At 62.7% G+C, this 16,022-nt stretch carries 18 protein-coding genes; 11 read left to right on the forward strand and 7 right to left on the reverse strand.

The genetic code is table 11. The annotated features are described in order from the left end of the window. Positions 1–66 precede the first annotated feature (66 nt). The 3 genes from bktB to msrA all read left to right on the forward strand — a co-directional run bounded on the left by bktB (position 67) and on the right by msrA (position 3,231). Positions 67–1,251, forward strand: coding sequence for a beta-ketothiolase BktB (gene bktB, locus ACOQFS_RS11165; RefSeq protein ID WP_421562953.1), 1,185 nt, complete (start codon positions 67–69; stop codon positions 1,249–1,251). 171 nt (positions 1,252–1,422) lie between these two features. Continuing rightward, positions 1,423–2,406 (forward strand): tripartite tricarboxylate transporter substrate binding protein, encoded by a 984-nt coding sequence (locus ACOQFS_RS11170; protein WP_421562954.1) that lies wholly within the window; start codon positions 1,423–1,425, stop codon positions 2,404–2,406. A 156-nt stretch (positions 2,407–2,562) separates the two neighbouring features. Further along, complete coding sequence (gene msrA, locus ACOQFS_RS11175) at positions 2,563–3,231, forward strand: peptide-methionine (S)-S-oxide reductase MsrA (protein WP_421562986.1); 669 nt, start codon at positions 2,563–2,565, stop codon at positions 3,229–3,231. Positions 3,232–3,329: 98 nt separating this feature from the next. On the opposite strand, the gene ACOQFS_RS11180 is transcribed toward msrA, so the two are convergent. The 5 genes from ACOQFS_RS11180 to ACOQFS_RS11200 all read right to left on the reverse strand — a co-directional run bounded on the left by ACOQFS_RS11180 (position 3,330) and on the right by ACOQFS_RS11200 (position 7,065). Beyond that, a complete protein-coding gene (locus ACOQFS_RS11180; RefSeq protein ID WP_421562955.1) occupies positions 3,330–3,767 on the reverse strand; it encodes a universal stress protein in 438 nt (145 codons plus the stop codon). Positions 3,768–3,961: 194 nt separating this feature from the next. Continuing rightward, on the reverse strand, positions 3,962–4,786 hold the full coding sequence (locus ACOQFS_RS11185) for a 2OG-Fe dioxygenase family protein (protein ID WP_421562956.1): 825 nt from the start codon (positions 4,784–4,786) through the stop codon (positions 3,962–3,964). Between the two features lie 80 nt (positions 4,787–4,866). Further along, positions 4,867–5,394: a hypothetical protein gene (locus ACOQFS_RS11190; protein ID WP_421562957.1), complete on the reverse strand. Its 528-nt coding sequence runs from the start codon at positions 5,392–5,394 to the stop codon at positions 4,867–4,869. Positions 5,395–5,635: 241 nt separating this feature from the next. Further along, on the reverse strand, positions 5,636–6,127 hold the full coding sequence (locus ACOQFS_RS11195; protein WP_421562958.1) for an acyl-CoA thioesterase: 492 nt from the start codon (positions 6,125–6,127) through the stop codon (positions 5,636–5,638). Continuing rightward, positions 6,124–7,065, reverse strand: a complete 942-nt coding sequence (locus ACOQFS_RS11200; RefSeq protein WP_421562959.1) for a histone deacetylase — start codon at positions 7,063–7,065, stop codon at positions 6,124–6,126. Before ACOQFS_RS11200 ends, ACOQFS_RS11195 begins: the two co-directional genes overlap by 4 nt. A 201-nt stretch (positions 7,066–7,266) precedes the next feature. Here ACOQFS_RS11200 and ACOQFS_RS11205 point away from each other — a divergent pair, with 201 nt between their 5' ends. Next, a complete protein-coding gene (locus ACOQFS_RS11205; protein WP_421562960.1) occupies positions 7,267–7,815 on the forward strand; it encodes a phasin family protein in 549 nt (182 codons plus the stop codon). A 305-nt stretch (positions 7,816–8,120) separates the two neighbouring features. Beyond that, positions 8,121–9,173, forward strand: a complete 1,053-nt coding sequence (locus ACOQFS_RS11210; protein WP_421562961.1) for an extracellular solute-binding protein — start codon at positions 8,121–8,123, stop codon at positions 9,171–9,173. Between the two features lie 233 nt (positions 9,174–9,406). On the opposite strand, the gene ACOQFS_RS11215 is transcribed toward ACOQFS_RS11210, so the two are convergent. Continuing rightward, positions 9,407–10,462, reverse strand: coding sequence for a hypothetical protein (locus ACOQFS_RS11215; protein WP_421562962.1), 1,056 nt, complete (start codon positions 10,460–10,462; stop codon positions 9,407–9,409). A 73-nt stretch (positions 10,463–10,535) separates the two neighbouring features. Further along, the gene (locus ACOQFS_RS11220) at positions 10,536–11,060 is read right to left on the reverse strand and encodes a hypothetical protein (RefSeq protein ID WP_421562963.1); all 525 of its coding nucleotides are present in this window, start codon (positions 11,058–11,060) and stop codon (positions 10,536–10,538) included. 119 nt (positions 11,061–11,179) lie between these two features. Here ACOQFS_RS11220 and ACOQFS_RS11225 point away from each other — a divergent pair, with 119 nt between their 5' ends. The 6 genes from ACOQFS_RS11225 to ACOQFS_RS11250 are packed head-to-tail and all read left to right on the forward strand — an operon-like array spanning position 11,180 to position 16,019. Beyond that, entirely contained in the window at positions 11,180–11,398 is a 219-nt protein-coding gene (locus ACOQFS_RS11225) for a DUF1778 domain-containing protein (RefSeq protein WP_103045408.1), read from the forward strand. Between the two features lie 35 nt (positions 11,399–11,433). Next, positions 11,434–13,239 (forward strand): type I restriction-modification system subunit M, encoded by a 1,806-nt coding sequence (locus ACOQFS_RS11230; protein ID WP_421562964.1) that lies wholly within the window; start codon positions 11,434–11,436, stop codon positions 13,237–13,239. Positions 13,240–13,265: 26 nt separating this feature from the next. Continuing rightward, positions 13,266–14,516: a restriction endonuclease subunit S gene (locus tag ACOQFS_RS11235; RefSeq protein ID WP_421562965.1), complete on the forward strand. Its 1,251-nt coding sequence runs from the start codon at positions 13,266–13,268 to the stop codon at positions 14,514–14,516. Next, positions 14,513–15,025, forward strand: a complete 513-nt coding sequence (locus ACOQFS_RS11240; RefSeq protein WP_421562966.1) for a DUF1643 domain-containing protein — start codon at positions 14,513–14,515, stop codon at positions 15,023–15,025. The genes ACOQFS_RS11235 and ACOQFS_RS11240 overlap by 4 nt, the downstream gene beginning before the upstream one ends. After that, on the forward strand, positions 15,025–15,567 hold the full coding sequence (locus tag ACOQFS_RS11245) for a DUF2939 domain-containing protein (RefSeq protein ID WP_421562967.1): 543 nt from the start codon (positions 15,025–15,027) through the stop codon (positions 15,565–15,567). Before ACOQFS_RS11240 ends, ACOQFS_RS11245 begins: the two co-directional genes overlap by 1 nt. A 44-nt stretch (positions 15,568–15,611) precedes the next feature. Next, positions 15,612–16,019: a hypothetical protein gene (locus tag ACOQFS_RS11250; RefSeq protein ID WP_421562968.1), complete on the forward strand. Its 408-nt coding sequence runs from the start codon at positions 15,612–15,614 to the stop codon at positions 16,017–16,019. The last annotated feature ends 3 nt before the right edge of the window (positions 16,020–16,022 follow it).

Here is a 16,022-nt window from a genome sequence, read left to right on the forward strand (position 1 = left end):
CAGCGCTTGATGGATAAGCGCTGAAGGCACTTTGATTCATATTTTTACCCCATCAAGGAGATTCCCATGACCCGTGAAGTCGTCGTCGTCAGCGCTGTGCGCACCGCCATTGGCACCTTTGGCGGCAGCCTGAAGGATGTGCCGCCCACCGAGCTGGGCGCGCTGGTCGTCAAGGAATCGCTGGCGCGCGCCAGCGTGGAAGGCAAGGACGTGGGCCATGTGGTGTTCGGCCACGTGGTCAACACCGAGCCGCGCGACATGTACCTCTCGCGCGTGGCCGCCATCCACGGCGGCTGCACCGAGGGCACGCCCGCCTTCAACGTGAACCGCCTGTGCGGCTCGGGCCTGCAGGCCATCGTGTCGGCGGCGCAGGCCATTCAGCTGGGCGATGCCGATGTGACCATCGGCGCGGGCGCCGAGGTGATGAGCCGCGCGCCTTTTGCCAGCTTGAACATGCGCTGGGGCGCGCGCATGGGCGACACCAAGATGATCGACATGATGATCGGCGCGCTGCACGACCCCTTCCACACCATCCACATGGGCGTGACGGCCGAGAACATCGCTGCCAAGTGGGGCATCACGCGCGAAGACCAGGACAGGCTGGCCGTGGAAAGCCACAACCGCGCGCAAAAGGCGACCGAAGCCGGGTACTTCAAAGACCAGATCGTGCCCGTCACGCTCAAGTCCAAGAAGGGCGACGTGCAATACGCCACCGACGAACACTTCCGCAGCAACGCCACGCTGGACGACATGGCCAAGCTCAAGCCCGTGTTCGTGAAGGAAAACGGCACGGTGACGGCGGGCAACGCCTCGGGCATCAACGACGCCGCCGCCGCCGTGGTGCTGATGGAAGCCGGTGCCGCCAAGGCGCGCGGCGCCAAGCCCCTGGCCCGCCTGGTGGCCTATGCCCACGCGGGCGTGGACCCCAAGTACATGGGCATTGGCCCCGTGCCTGCCACGCAGCTGGCGCTGAAGAAGGCCGGCCTCACCGTGGCCGACCTGGACGTGATCGAGGCCAACGAGGCCTTTGCCGCCCAGGCCTGCGCCGTGACGAAGGACCTGGGCCTGGACCCGGCCAAGGTCAACCCCAATGGCTCGGGCATCTCGCTGGGCCACCCCATCGGCGCCACGGGCGCGCTGATCACCGTGAAGGCGCTGCACGAGCTGCAGCGCGTACAAGGCCGCTATGCGCTGGTCACGATGTGCATTGGCGGCGGCCAGGGCATCGCGGCGATCTTCGAGCGCCTGTGATCCGGAGCGCCACGGGGGCTGCCATCGCCAGCGGCGATGCTGCCACCCGTGATTGGCAAGGCGGGCGCCTGCGGCGATCAGCGATCATTGGCGCCCGCTGACCCAGATCAGCCAGGCGGCTCGCCCAGCGCGCCCCTTCACATTCCACAAAAGACGGAGACATTGCTCACCATGATTCGCACCCTGATTTCCTTCAGCGCCCTCGCTTTTGCCCTGGGCACCACGGCCCACGCCCAGGCGCCCGCACCCGCGGCGGCCTACCCCACCAAGCCCATCCGCCTGATCGTGCCCTTCCCGCCCGGCGGCGGCACCGACATCCTCTCGCGCCTGGTGGCCACCAAGCTCACCGAAGTGAGCAAGTGGACCGTGGTGGCCGACAACAAGGCCGGCGCCGGCGGCACCATCGGCATCGGCGAGGCCGTGAAGGCCGCCCCCACCGGCTACGACCTGGTGATGGGCCAGAAGGACAACCTGGTCATCGGCCCCTGGCTGTACAAAAACCTGCCCTGGGACCCCACCAAGGACCTCACGGCCGTGGCCCACGTGGCCTGGACGCCCGTGGTCATCGCCACCAGCGTGAACTCCAAATACAAGTCGCTGGCCGACGTGGTGGCCGCCGCCAAGGCTGCGCCCGGCACCATCACCTACGGCTCGCCCGGCAATGGCACCTCCATCCACCTGGCGGGCCATCTGTTTGAGCAGGCCGCCGGTGTCAAGCTCAGCCACATCCCCTACAAGGGCTCCAACCCCGCGCTGATGGATGCGCTGGCGGGCAACGTGGACCTGCTGGTCTCGTCGCTGCCCTCGGCCATGGGCCAGATCAAGGCGGGCAAGCTGCGCCCGCTGGCGGTGACTTCTGCCAAGCGCAGCTCATCGTTGCCGGACGTGGCCACCGTGGCCGAGTCGGGCTTCAAGGACTTTGACGTGAGCACCTGGTACGGGGTGTTCGCCCCTGCCGGCACGCCCGCCAACGTGGTCGCCACCGTGAATGCCGAAATCAACAAGCTGCTGGCCACCCCTGAAATGAAGTCCGCCATCCAGGCCCAGGGCGCCGAGCCTGAAGCCATGTCTGCCGCCCAGCTGAACGCCCAGCTCAAGAAGGAATACGGGCAGTGGAAAGGCATCGTCGAGGCCTCGGGCGCCAAGATCGAGTAAGGTTCCTGCAGGCCCGCCCCGGGCCCGGAGACCTTTGCCGTGCCACATCGCCACCGCAAGCCATTGCGCCCACGCGACGCAGCCAGGCCCGTCGCGCCAGCCACCGGCCGCGACGCCAACCTGGGCCCCAAACTCCTGGTGTTGGTGGGCGCGGCGATGCTGGCGGCCTTGCTGTATGCAGGCGCCACGTCGGGGGCCAGGCCTTCGGTGGCGCTGCCGCCACCGGACACCGATGTCGCGCACCCCGTGGCCGCCGGGCCCGCCACCGCCGTGTTCGCCGGTGGTTGCTTCTGGGGCGTGCAGGCCGTGTTCCAGCACACCCAAGGCGTGCTCAATGCGGTGTCGGGCTACGCCGGTGGCACGCCGGAGACCGCCACTTACTCCCATGTCAGCGCCGGCCGAACCAACCACGCCGAGGCGGTGGCCATCACTTTTGATCCGCAGGTGGTGAGCTACGGGCAGCTGCTGCAGATCTTCTTTTCGGTGGCGCACGACCCCACCGAGGTCGACCGCCAGGGGCCCGACGTGGGGCGCCAATACCGCTCGGCCATCTTCTATGCGCAGCCGCAGGAGCAGCGTGTCGCGCAGCAATACATCGCCCAGCTCGATGCCTCCCAGCTGCTGCCCCGCAAGATTGCGACCACCCTGGCCCCGCTCGACCGCTTCTACCCCGCGGAAGACGAGCACCAGGACTACGCCACGCGCAACCCGCACTCCCTCTACATCGCCACCTACGACCGCCCGAAGATCACGCAGCTGCAAACGCTGCTGCCGGAGCTTTTTCGCGCGTCGCCGGTGCTGGTCAGCGGGCAGGCGGTGCAATAGCGCCCCGGCAAGCCAAAAAAATGCGGCTCCACCAGGGAGCCGCATTTTTTGGACTTGCCACGCGGGCCGAAGCCGCTGTGGCGCCGACCTGCTCGATCTCAGTCGCGCACAACCAGCACGGGGATGTGCACCACCCCCAGCACGCGCTGTGTGACGCTGCCCAGCACCAGCTTTTCAAGTCCCCGGCGGCCGTGCGAGCCCATCACGATGAGGTCGGCGCCCGTGGATTCGAGCGCACGCAGAATGCCGTCGTGCACCGCATGGCCCTCGCCCACCAGGGTGGTCACTTCCACGCCGGCCTCCTTCATGGCTTTCTGCGTGGATTCGAGGGCCGTCTTGGCTTCGGCCGTCGCGGCGCTGATGTATTGCGCCTGCCCATACGCAAAATCGGCACCCACGCCGGTGAAGGGGTACGGGTCGATGACATACACCGCCGTGACGGCGCTGCCAAAGGTCTTGGCCAGGCCTGCAGCCTTGGACACGGCCAGCATCGAGGTTTGCGAACCGTCCACAGGAACCAGAATGTGCTTGAACATGGTGCTTCTCCTTGGGTTGACGAACGAGCCCGACGGGCGTCACGGCCTCTGGATCAGAGTGTGAATTGCCACCCTATCCTGCATCTTGATGCGCATCAAATCAACCGCACTCACCCTGAGTGCCATAGGGCGTTTGGCGCCGCCTGGCCCGCCACCGTCCACCCACGGCCCGCTGCAGGCCAAGCTCCGCGCCCTCATGCCAGCGGCGCCGTGGTGGCCCCTTGCGGCTGCGGGGCCACCACATCGGCCCCTTGAAAATTGCCACGGCGGCAGGTGACCACCAGCGTGTCTCGATGACCGCTCTCGCCCAGCGGCTGGATGGGGGTGGACTCGTGGATCATGCGCGCGTCGTCCAGCAGCAGCAACGACCAGGGCTCAGTGAGCGTGAAGCGCTGGCCGCTCGGGCCGTTGGCTTCGAACACCCGCGTTTCACCGCCTTTCACGCCCTCGCGCCCCACCAGAAACACGGCCACGAGATCCACGCCGTCGCGGTGCGCCCCCTCGGGCGTGGGGCGCCCGATGCCGTCGGTGGTGTCGATCCGGAACTGGTGTGCCTCGACATACCAGGGCTGCGTTGCGTCTGGCACTGCGCTGTCGCCTGCGCCTGCATGGGGTGCAAACGTGGCCTGTGCCACACCGGCCAGCGCAGCCAGCAGCTGCTGCCACGCCGCGCGCGCCACGGTGGCGGGTTCCATGGGTGCAAACCAGCGCTCCATGCCACCGTGCAGGGCGTTGTATTCCACGGGCTGCCAGTGCGCACGGTGCGGCACCTGTTGCACCTGCCCGCCAGCCACCACAAAGCATGCATGGCGTCGGCGCCGATAGCGCCCGCCGTCCTTCAGAAAGTCATCGGGTGGCAACGCATTCCAGTCGCCGTTCAGCGCCATCAGGTCGGCCAGTTCGCAACCCGCCCACCTTGCAACCTCGTCAGGCGGCAACACCACATAGCCGGATTGCCGCAGCTGGCCCGCAACATCATCGGCAGAACTGAAAGGAGGGGAAAAAGTGACTTGGGCCATAGAGGCCCGAGCTTAACCGCACGCACCGGCGTGCCCCCCCGCCTGCCATCAGCGGCAAGGGTTGCAGCATCACCCAGTGCTCAGCGCTGGTGGCCCTGGCCGCGCCCCTTGTCCTTGTGATCGTCGCGGTCGTGCTTGTGGCCCTTCTTGTCGTGCCCGCGCCCATGCTTGCCGCCGTGGCGGTGGTCATCGTCCCAGCGGTGGTCGTCACGGCCGTGGTAGCCGTGGCGCGGTGGCGGGCCACGGCGAGGTGGCGGCTCCTGAACGAAGTACACCGGCTGGGCGCAGGCGTTGTAGCGATGGCAGTGCTTGCCCCAGTTCTTGGCATGGCCCGGCGGAACATACAGGTAGATCGGCGAGCGGGGCACCACCACGGCCGGCCGCTGGATGATGACCGGCTCTGCGTAAATCACCGGCGGCGGGGGCAGGCCGCTGCCGATGTTGATCCGCCCGTAGACGCCAGGGGCGAGCTTGCCCCCCACCGTGGCGTTGACATAGGCCTGGGCCTGCGCGCCGCCGCCCACAAGCAGCGCGCACGCCGCCAACGCGCAGGCAGCGCCACGGCCCCGGAGGGTGGTCCAGAAACGGGGAGTGACGGGATGGGTCATGGTGGGCTCCGGAAGTGTGCGGATGCGTTGCTGGGCGCCTGGAAAACGGGCTGACGGCGCGCTTTCGCCTTCTGACGCCCAGCGGCCACCACCCTACCCGTTCGCGCCTAGAAAGGATGTCAGCCAAAGGCGATTCAAGGGATGCGCACGGCTGAAAATCAGCCTCGATTTCCCTTCAAAATTGGCCCCAGCGCTTACCTATCAATCATTTTTTGCTATCAATTTTGCAACCCATCCAGGCTCACTCGACAACCATGGCCTGCAGCACTTCGCGCAAGGCCGAAGGCACCGGCACCGGCCGACGCGTCTGACGGTCCACATACACGTGGACGAAATGCCCGGCCGCCGCCGACAAAGGCTCGCCGTGCGCGAACAGCCCCACCTCGTAGCGCACGCTGGAGCCACCCAGGCGCGCCACACGCACGCCGGCTTCCACCACCTGGGGGAACGCGAGCGGCGCGAAATAGTTGCACTGCGTCTCGATCACGAGGCCGATGGTCTGGCCGGTGTGGATGTCCAGCACGCCCCGGTCGATCAGGTGCGCGTTCACCGCCGTGTCGAACCAGCTGTAGTACACGACGTTGTTCACATGGCCGTACACATCGTTGTCGGCCCAGCGGGTGCTGATGGACCGGAACACGGGGTAGGCGCTGCGGGGTTGGGGGGCCGGGCGGGCGGGCACGGAGGGCACGGGAGAAGGCGCTGCGGGGGATGGGCTGGCGGGGGTGTTCATGGGAGCGCATTCTGCCAGCGCTGGTGGTATTGCCACGCCACCTGCCATGTCGCCAGCTGGGCCGCGAGGGTGTCTTCCAGGTCACGGCCATAGCCCCCTGCCATCGTCACGACGAGGGGGACGCGGCGCTGCCACGCCCATTCAAACACCCTGCGATCGCGTGCCTCCAGGCCCGCGTGGCTGAGCGCGAGCCGGCCCAGGCGATCGCCGGCATGCGGGTCCGCGCCGGCCAGGTAGAACACCAGCGCCGGCGAGCAACGGTTGCCGAGCTGCTGCAGGGCGTCGTCCAGCGCCACCAGATAGTCGTCATCGCCGCAGCCGTCGGGCAGGTCCACGTCCAGGTCGCTGACCTCCTTGCGGAAGGGGAAGTTGCGCGCGCCATGCAGCGACAGGGTGAACACGCTCTCATCGCCCTGAAAGATCCGCGCCGTGCCATTGCCCTGGTGAACGTCCAGATCGATCACCGCCACATTCAGCCTGCCCGCACGGGCACTGTGCTGGCGCAGCGGCCATTCGGCCTGCATGCGGCGCGCGGCCACTGCGACATCGTTGAACACGCAAAAGCCGCTGCCCCGATCGGCATACGCGTGGTGCGTGCCGCCCGCGAGGTTGCCCGCCACGCCCTGCTGCAATGCAATGCGGCTCGCAGCCACCGTGGCCCCCACGGAGCGCCTCGCCCGCTGCGCCATGGCCTCGCTCCACGGAAAGCCGATTTCACGCTGGGCCGCAGGCGCCAGGGTGCCGGACTGCACGGCAAAGATGTAGTCGGGGCTGTGCACCAACGCAAGATCGTCGTCGGGCGCCGGCGGCGCCACATGCAGCGCCACACCCGGCAGACGTTCCGCGATCCTGTCGCGCAGCATGCGGTACTTGGCCATGGGAAACCGGTGCCCCGCTGGCAGGGGCAGCACAAACTCATCCGCGTAATAGGCATGCATGTCGCCATTGTGGCGATGTGCCGACTTCTGGAGGGCGCAACCTAAATTTGCTGCACCGCAACAAAAATCCCTTGCAAACTGCGCGCAAGTCCCTAAAATTCGATCCATGCTGCACTGCAACATGGCCTTGGAGGCCGACGTCAGAGCAGATGTTCGTAAGCCACCCTGCCCTTGTTGGGCACCATTCTTAGGAGATATGACATGTCGCTGACTGCAGAACAAATCCTGGCATCCCACAAGGCCAACATCGAAACCCTGTTCGGTCTGACGACCAAGGCGTTTGAGGGCGTGGAAAAGCTGGTGGAACTGAACGTGACCGCCTCGCGCGCTGCCCTGGCCGAAGCCGCCAACCATTCGCAAGCCGTGCTGGCCGTCAAGGACGCCCAGGAACTGATGGCCCTGCAAGCCGGCCTGTTCCAGCCCCTGGCCGAAAAGACCGCCGCCTACAGCCGCCATCTGTACGACATCGCATCCGGCACCGGCGCCGAGTTTGGCAAGGCCTTTGAAGGCCAGGCTGCCGACGCGCAACGCGCTTTCTCCAATCTGGTGGACAGCGCCGCCAAGAACGCCCCCGCTGGCTCCGAAACCGCCGTCGCTGTGATGAAGAGCGCCGTGTCGGCCGCCAACAACGCGTTTGAATCGGTGCAAAAGGCCGTGAAGCAGGCGTCTGATGTGGCGGAAGCCAACTTCAACGCCGTGGCCAGCACGGCCGCCAACGCCGCCAAGACGGCCGCTCCCCGCAAGCGCTAAGCCAGCGGCGCGCGGTCTGGAGTCGCCACTCTAGGCCGCACGCAGGGAATACCCTGATAATCCACACCATGCGCTGCAGGCCTTTCCTGCAGCGCCCCAGTTGTCTCCTTGGATCCTCTCGAAACCCCCGTTTCAAGGATCCATTTGAAGCCCGGTTCTCGAACCGGGCTTTTTTTTGCCCATTTTTTGCCCATTTCCTGAGCACGCTCCACCTGGGCATATCCCGTGAACATTCAACGACTTTATTAAGAATAATTCGTGTTTGTTTTATCATTGCCTCAGTTCAACACTGAAAGATGCATCCCATGTCGAAGTCCGTGAAAGCCTTGCTCAGCGTGTATGTGCTCGCCGCCTCTGCCGGCGCTGCCTATGCCCAGGAACCGGTGGTCAACCTCTATTCCGCGCGCCACTATTCCACGGACGAGGCGCTGTACACCGGGTTCACCAAGGCCACCGGCATCAAGATCAACCGCGTGGACGCCGACGACGCCGGCATCCTGGCACGCCTGAAGGCCGAGGGTTCCGCATCGCCTGCCGATGTGATCCTGCTGGTGGACGCTGCCCGCCTGTACAAGGGCGAAGTGGACGGCCTCTTCCAGCCCGTGAAGTCGCAGGTGCTCAACGAAGCCATCCCCGCCAACCTGCGCGCAGCCCCGGCCGCTGATGGCAGCATCGCCTGGTATGGCCTGTCGACCCGCGCGCGCGTGATCGTCTACAACAAGGTCAAGGTGCAGAAGTCGGACGTGGCCACCTACGAATCTCTGGGCGACCCGAAGAACAAGGGCAAGATCTGCATTCGTTCCGGCTCGCACCCCTACAACCTCAGCCTCTTCGGCGCCGTGACCGAACACCTGGGCGAGCAAAAGGCCGAAGCCTGGCTCAAGGGCGTCGCGGGCAATCTGGCGCGCCCCCCCAAGGGCGGCGACACCGACCAGATCAAGGCCGTGGCCGCCGGAGAGTGCGATATCGCCGTCACCAACAGCTACTACCTTGCGCGCCTGATGCGCTCCAGCAAGCCCGAGGATGTGGCGGTGGTGAACAAGGTGGGCGTGGTATTCCCGAACCAGGATTCGTGGGGCACGCACCTGAACATCGCGGGCGGCGCCGTGGCCAAGCACTCCAAGAATCAGGCCAACGCGATCAAGTTCCTCGAATACCTCGCCAGCCCCGAAGCTCAGAACTACTTTGCCAACGGCAACAATGAATGGCCGGCGGCCAAGGGTGTGGCGCTGGACAACCCTGCCCTCAAGGCGATGACCGGCGGCCAGCCATTCAAGAGCGAAACCATCCCGATCAGTGCCGTGGGCGCCAACACCACCAAGGTGCAGCAGATGCTGGACCGTGTCGGCTTCCAGTAAGCCACGTCCCCCTTCGTTCAGCATGCCCGGCCTTGGCCGGGCTTTTTTTTGCGCGGGGGTGTTATGACTCTGATGGCCAAAACCCTTGTAAATCAAAGACTTAGGTCCATTTTGAGCATCCTCTCTGGAAAAATTAGACCCCCTGTCGCAGCTACACCACGCTCGTCATAAGGCGACTGGGGACCCCAGGTCTTTCCCAATCAGCTTTCCCAAAACGTGTTCTCCACTGGCTGTCAGTCCTCAGCCAGCTCAATGTCGGCGAAGCGCAGGTTTCCCTTTTTGGACTTGATGGCGCGGACGACAACCCGCTTATTCACCATTGGGCCAATCACATCGTCAACAGCTTGAGAGAGCTTGCCGACTTCAAATTGGCTACCGTCTTCGGTTTCCACCTTCAGCCAGTCTTTGTCGAGGTCCAGCGCGCGCAGGACCCCCACGAGTTCGGCGGGCACCTCCCCAGAAGCCTCGTCTGGTTTCGGTTGCTCCGCCTTCAAAACCCCCGCCAGTCGAGGACGAGTTGTTTCATCGATGGCTACCGCAATGTCTTCTCGCTCTTTGGATGTGATAACCAAGGATTCGAAGCTGCCCCCGGTCGGAGTCAGGTTTCGGACCAGCTTTCTGAAAGTGGCCCGGTACTCTGCATCGGGGACGAGTTCCTTTGTAGCCTCTCCCGTGCTGTCGCTGACCACCGTGGTGACCACGTCCAGAAACTTTTGGGCGATGTCTGCTGCCTCTAGCCGTTCCTTGTCGAACAGGTCCATCTGACCGTTGACCTTGACTGCTACCGAGAACTGAAAGCTGCCCGGTGCTTCTTGAACCAACCACGGTTCAAAAGACCCGGTCACCTCCCGCGTCGGTCCGCCCCGCTTGCGCAACGGCTTGTTCGACTTCCATTCCACTACCCGGTAAAAAATGGACTGCAACGTTTTGACCTTTTCGACAATGAGGTCCAAGGGCGCTGCGCCCCTGAGCACTTCACCGCCTCTAACGGCTACAGTTACCGAGCCAGGCATGAATTGGCCCGCCATGCGCTGTTTATCCCGCTCGTTGTAAAGCGTCAAAAGCAAGTCGTCCAACTGCGCACGAGCAGGGCCTGCGATGGCTGGTAACGCCAGATAGCGATGGGCAAGCAGGGCTGCGCGTTCGAACTCCTGCCCCTTGAACCAAAGCGATACAGCACTCACCGCAGTGATGCCCAGTGTTCTCGGCTTGGACTGGTCCAGTAGCTGCAGCGCGGCTTCCTCAGTCTCGGCCGCCTGCCTAAACGCGTCCTGCGCCTGTTGAGCCATGCCCTGTCGCAAGTACTCGTGGGCACTAGCGGCGAACGCCTCACTTTTTCTATGGTGAGTAAGCCAATCCACGTCAGGCCCTCTCCACCAAAATCAGGCGACTGCGGAACCCCACGACTGCTGCTATTGCGGGCTCCTCTCCCGAGCCATCGCGGGTCTGCTGCAGCTTTTGCCGCAAACGTGCTCGCGCCTGGACGGGTGAACCATCAGTTCCCGATACTTCCAATCTAAAAGCTTGCTCAAAGTCCCCGGGGTCGCTGTCTGCCGGAGCAACGTAGTAATCGGCCCCTGTCTTGGTTTCGGCTCGCCCAATGCTGACTAGCCCCTCCAAGTCCTCGACAGCCGCAAAGGCAATAACGTACGCACCGTCTCGCTTGGCGTCATCGGCATTGTTGTAGGAACGCCGAAGTACGTCATCAACCGGCTCCCAGTTCAACTCATACGCCACGCTCTCTCCTTTGGAGGTGGCCTCGAATTCCACTGGTGGCGTGTGGTGTGCTTCGAGGCACACCTTTGCGGCATTTGCATAGCCCTTGAGCTGATGAGGGTCCAACGGGTGCTTCGGGTGCAAATCTTCAAAGCGCAGTTTTCGCAGCATGCTGGCTCTCGCTGTCGACCCCCTCCTTCCGCCGTGCCTGCTTCAAGCTCAGTGCCCGATGGTGTTCTGGAAGTGCATTTATTGTTACATTCAGTGCATCGTAAAGGCATTGCACCGACATGACAAGCACGGCTGAACGCAAGACCGACGCCATCAACCTTCGCATGTCTCCCTCGACCAAGGAGCTGTTGCGCCTCGCTGCTGAGCGGGAGCACCGCACCCTATCGAACATGCTGGAGGTTCTCATCCTGGAACACGCGTCGAAGGTGGGCCTGTCCCTGGAGTCCAGGCCCACAACACCCAGCCCGCCCAAGCGGGCTAAACCCCACTCGCTGTAGTAGGCGGCCCCCAGTTCTCCCAATTTAGATTTCGCATGACCAAGAGCTTTTCCGAACTTGCCAACCTCATCTGGGCTGTCGCCGACCTGCTGCGCGGCGACTACAAGCAGTCCGACTACGGCAAGGTCATCTTGCCCTTCACTCTTCTTCGTCGTCTGGAGTGCGTGCTGGAGCCGTCCAAGGACGCTGTGCTTGCCGAGTACGAGAAGCGCAAGGCCACGGGCGTGGTACTGGACCCCATTTTGAAGCGCAAGTCGGGCCTGCCGTTCTACAACGTGAGCGCCTTCGCCTTGGAGAAGGTCCTGGCCGACTCCAAGAACATCCGCGCCAACCTGATTGCCTACGTCAGCGAGTTCTCAGAGGATGCGCGGGACGTGTTCGAGCGCTTCAAGTTCACGGAGCGCATTGCTGAGCTGGACGACAAGGACCTGCTCTTCCAGGTCACTCAGTCGTTCGCCAACGTCGACCTGCATCCCTCGGCCGTGCCAAACGACCTGATGGGCCTTGTGTTCGAGGAGCTCATCCGCAAGTTTTCCGAGCTCTCCAACGAAACCGCCGGTGAGCACTTCACCCCTCGCGAGGTGGTTCGTCTCATCGTGCACTGCCTTTTCTCGGGCGACGATGAAGCACTGTCCAAACCGGGCGTGGTCCGCTCCATGTACGACCCCACCGCAGGCACCGGCGGCATCCTGTCCGTAGGCGAAGCCACAGCCAAGGGCATCAACTCCAGCGCCATCATTCGGCTGTTTGGCCAGGAGCTCAACGACGAGTCCTACGCCATCTGCAAAGCAGACATGCTCATCAAGGGGCAGGACCCGGCGAACATCAAGCGTGGCAACACGCTGTCGGCCGACGGGCATGCCGGCACCAAGTTCGACTACGGCGCAGCCAACCCGCCCTTCGGTGTGGACTGGAAGAAGGTCAAGGACTTCGTCGACGACGAGCACACCCGTCGCGGCTATGCAGGCCGTTTCGGACCGGGTCTGCCCCGTGTCTCGGATGGCTCGCTCCTGTTCCTGATGCACCTCATCGACAAGATGCGCCCAGCCGAAGAGGGCGGTGGCCGTGTGGGCATCGTTCTGAACGGCAGCCCCTTGTTCACGGGTGATGCAGGCTCTGGCGAGTCCGAAATCCGCCGCTGGATTCTCGAGCAAGACCTGCTAGAGGCCATCATCGCGCTGCCCAACGACCTGTTCTTCAACACCGGCATTGCGACCTACATCTGGGTGCTGTCGAACCACAAGAGCAAAGAACGCAAGAACAAGGTCCAGCTCATCGACGCGACCCGCATGTACGCCAAGATGAAGAAGAGCCTGGGCAACAAGCGCGTCTACATCACCGACGAGCAGATTGACGAAATCACGCAGGTCTACTCCGCCTTCGAGGAAGGCTCGACCTTTGACAACGAGTTCAAGGAAACGAGCAAGAAAGGAACTCAGGAGGAAGAGCCTGCCCGCTTGGTCTCCAAAATCTTCGATACCAAGTTCTTTGGCTACCGCAAGGTGACTGTGGACCGCCCTTTGGCCGAAGGCAAAACGGGCAAGTTCAAGAAGGGTGAAAAGCCTTACGACAAGGACCTGCGCGACACCGAGAACATCCCGCTGACCGAAGACATCAACACGTACATGAAGCGCGAGGTGCTGCCGCATGTGCCGGACGCCTGGGTGAACGTTGATGTCAAAGACGAGAAGGACGGCCAGCCAGGCAAGGTGGGCTACGAAATCAACTTCAACCGCTACTTCTATGTCTACAAGGCCCCCCGCAAGCCGGAGGTGATTGCCGCAGAGATTCGTGTGATGGAGGAGCGGTTTGTGGAGCTGATGAAGGGGGTGTTGGTGTGAATTGGCCTACCACTCGGCTGCGCTATGTGGCCGACCTCAACCCGGGAATCCGTGCTGACCTTTTGCAAGCACCTGACGTCGAGGTTTCCTTCTTGCCGATGGACGCAATTGGCGAAGACGGCACACTCGACCTAAGCCGAAACCGGGCAGTTGCAGAGGTTCGCAATGGCTACTCCTACTTCGAAGAAGGAGATGTCGCATTCGCAAAAGTCACCCCTTGCTTTGAAAACGGTAAGGGTGCCCTCATGCGTGGCTTGGAGCTTGGAGCGGGCTTTGGTACCACGGAAATTACAGTGCTTCGGCCCAAAGTAGGCACCGAGCCACGGTTTCTGAACTACGTTCTGCGTTCAGAACAGTTTCGCCAAAATGGTGTTGGCGCGATGACAGGTGCAGGTGGCCTCAAACGTGTCCCTGACGAGTTCACGAGGGATTTCAAAACGCCTTGGCCCACACCTGCTGAGCAAGAACGCATCGCCAACTTCCTTGACGAGCAGACGGCGCGGATTGATGCGTTGATTGCAGAGAAGGAGCGACTCCTGCAAAGCTTGGACGAGCTGCGCGATGCGACTTGCCGCAGCGCCTTTACACGGGGACTAGTCTCAAAAACCCCGTTGGTCGAATCCGGAGAGCAATTTCTTGGGGAAATACCCGTCCACTGGAAAGTGTTGCCTTGGAAAAGGCTTGGCTACTTCACAGGTGGCGCAGGCTTCCCGATTGAGTACCAGGGCGTTACGACGGAAGAGCTCCCCTTCTTCAAGGTGAAGGACCTTGACGCCGCCGACCTTCTTCATCCCCTAACGGAAACAGACAACACAGTCTCAAGGGAAACCGCCACAAAGCTGCGAGCGAATGTCTTTCCCGTTGGCACGCTCACGTTCGCGAAAGTAGGCGCAGCGTTGCTACTTATGCGTGTTAGACGCCTAGGAGTGCCTGGGTGCTTGGATAACAACATGATGGCGTTTATCCCCGACCAGGCTGTCGTCGACCCGCTGTTTGCTCAGCTGGCATTGGGCCTGCTTCCTCTTGACTGGCTGGTAAACCCAGGTGCCGTGCCCTCGGTTTCGGCGTCACAGGTTGGTGAGGTAAAGGTTGCGCTACCTGCTTTGAATGAACAACGGCAGATTGCTGCGTACGTCCAGTCAAAGTTTGCTGAGTTTGCAGGCGTGCGGTCTCACCTCCATGAACACATCGGCCGCCTGCGCGAGTACCGCTCCTCGTTGATTTCAGCCGCTGTTACCGGCCAGCTGGACCTGAGCACGTTCAAGGCTGCTGAATGAGCCCGCTCCTGGAAAGTACCGCCACCTTTTCACCCTGTCGAACGTACCGGTACAGCCTCTGGCGTCGCTGGGGCATGCCTGAGCAGGGTTACGCCATGTTCATCGGCTTGAACCCCAGCAAAGCGGACGAGGTGGAGGACGACCCGACCGTCCGGAGGTGCATCCAGTACGCCAAGGACTGGGGCTTCGGTGCCCTGTGCATGACGAACATCTTTGCCTTCAGGGCCACCGACCCCGCGGTGATGAAGGCCCACTCAGAGCCCATCGGCCCGGACACAGACACAGCGCTAGTTGAGTTGGCGAAAAACGCCGGCGTGGTCGTTGCGGCTTGGGGTAATCACGGCAGCCACGGTGCCCGAGACCGGCAAGTCATTGCCTTGCTACCCAATTTGCACTGTCTCAAGGTGACCAAGGCGGGCCAACCCAGCCATCCGTTGTACCTGCGAAAGGCCCTCATGCCGATGCAATACGACCCGCCGAACCGTAAATCAACGCCAAGGAACGCGTAATGAAGCTGAAAACAATCACAGGCGTCCTGGCGCTGACTACCGCCGCGGTGGGTGGCTACTGGTACTACTCGCCGCACCTGGCGCTGAAATCCATGCAGGCCGCTGCGCAGCAGAAGGATGCTGACAAGTTCAATCAGCACGTGGACTACCCAAAGCTTCGGGAAAGCTTCAAGGGTCAGATGTCCGTCATCATGGCTGAGCAGCTAGGAAAGTCCGGAGGCAGCGGGGCTGAAGCCTTGGGGGCCATGCTGGGCGGGGCTATGGTCAATCAGTTTGTTGACGCCTTCGTTCGCCCCGAAATAGTGATGAAAGCGATGCAGAGCGGGGAGTTCTCGCCGAGAGCATCTGGAGAAAGCACGTCTAAACCAAAAGACGAAAAGCCCAGTTGGACCTTCGAGCGCAAAGGTACAGACAAGCTTATCGCCTACGCACGAGACCCAAAGGCCGCAGACAACACTCAAGCGGTGGGTGTCGTGTTTGAGCGCTATGGCTTTGCCGACTGGAAGCTCACAGAAATTCGACTTCCTGCTGGGGGAAGGTAAGGCTAAAGCCAGCGCCTACAACTACAAATACATCGGGAGACCCCTTGGCCTACAAAAGAAAGTATCGCGGACATCGCCGCTCAGGTAGCAACCTGGGTTCGACAGTGAGCGACATGGGCGCCATTGCCAACAAATTCGGCCCCAAGGGTGCCTTGATTGCGGGAGCCATTGGTTTTGTCGTCCTCTACTTCTTGATTCCAGCGGCTCTGGAGGCCTGGCTGGAATACAACAAAGCCAAGCTGTCGGGGCCCACAGCCACCGCCATGGGACAAGTGCTCGACAAGATATTCAACACCCGATTCATTCGCGTCTCCGAGTGGGCTGGCATCGCAGCATTGCTCCTGTGCACGGCTATTGCCCTCTGGAAGGCGGTCACTCAGGAATCGGTGAGCTACCAGGGTCAGAAAGACGCCAGCTTCCTTGCAAAGCTCTTCGCTCGTTTTTTGGATTGAGCC

The organism is Paracidovorax sp. MALMAid1276, from assembly GCF_049198005.1.
Taxonomy (GTDB): Bacteria; Pseudomonadota; Gammaproteobacteria; order Burkholderiales; family Burkholderiaceae_C; genus Acidovorax.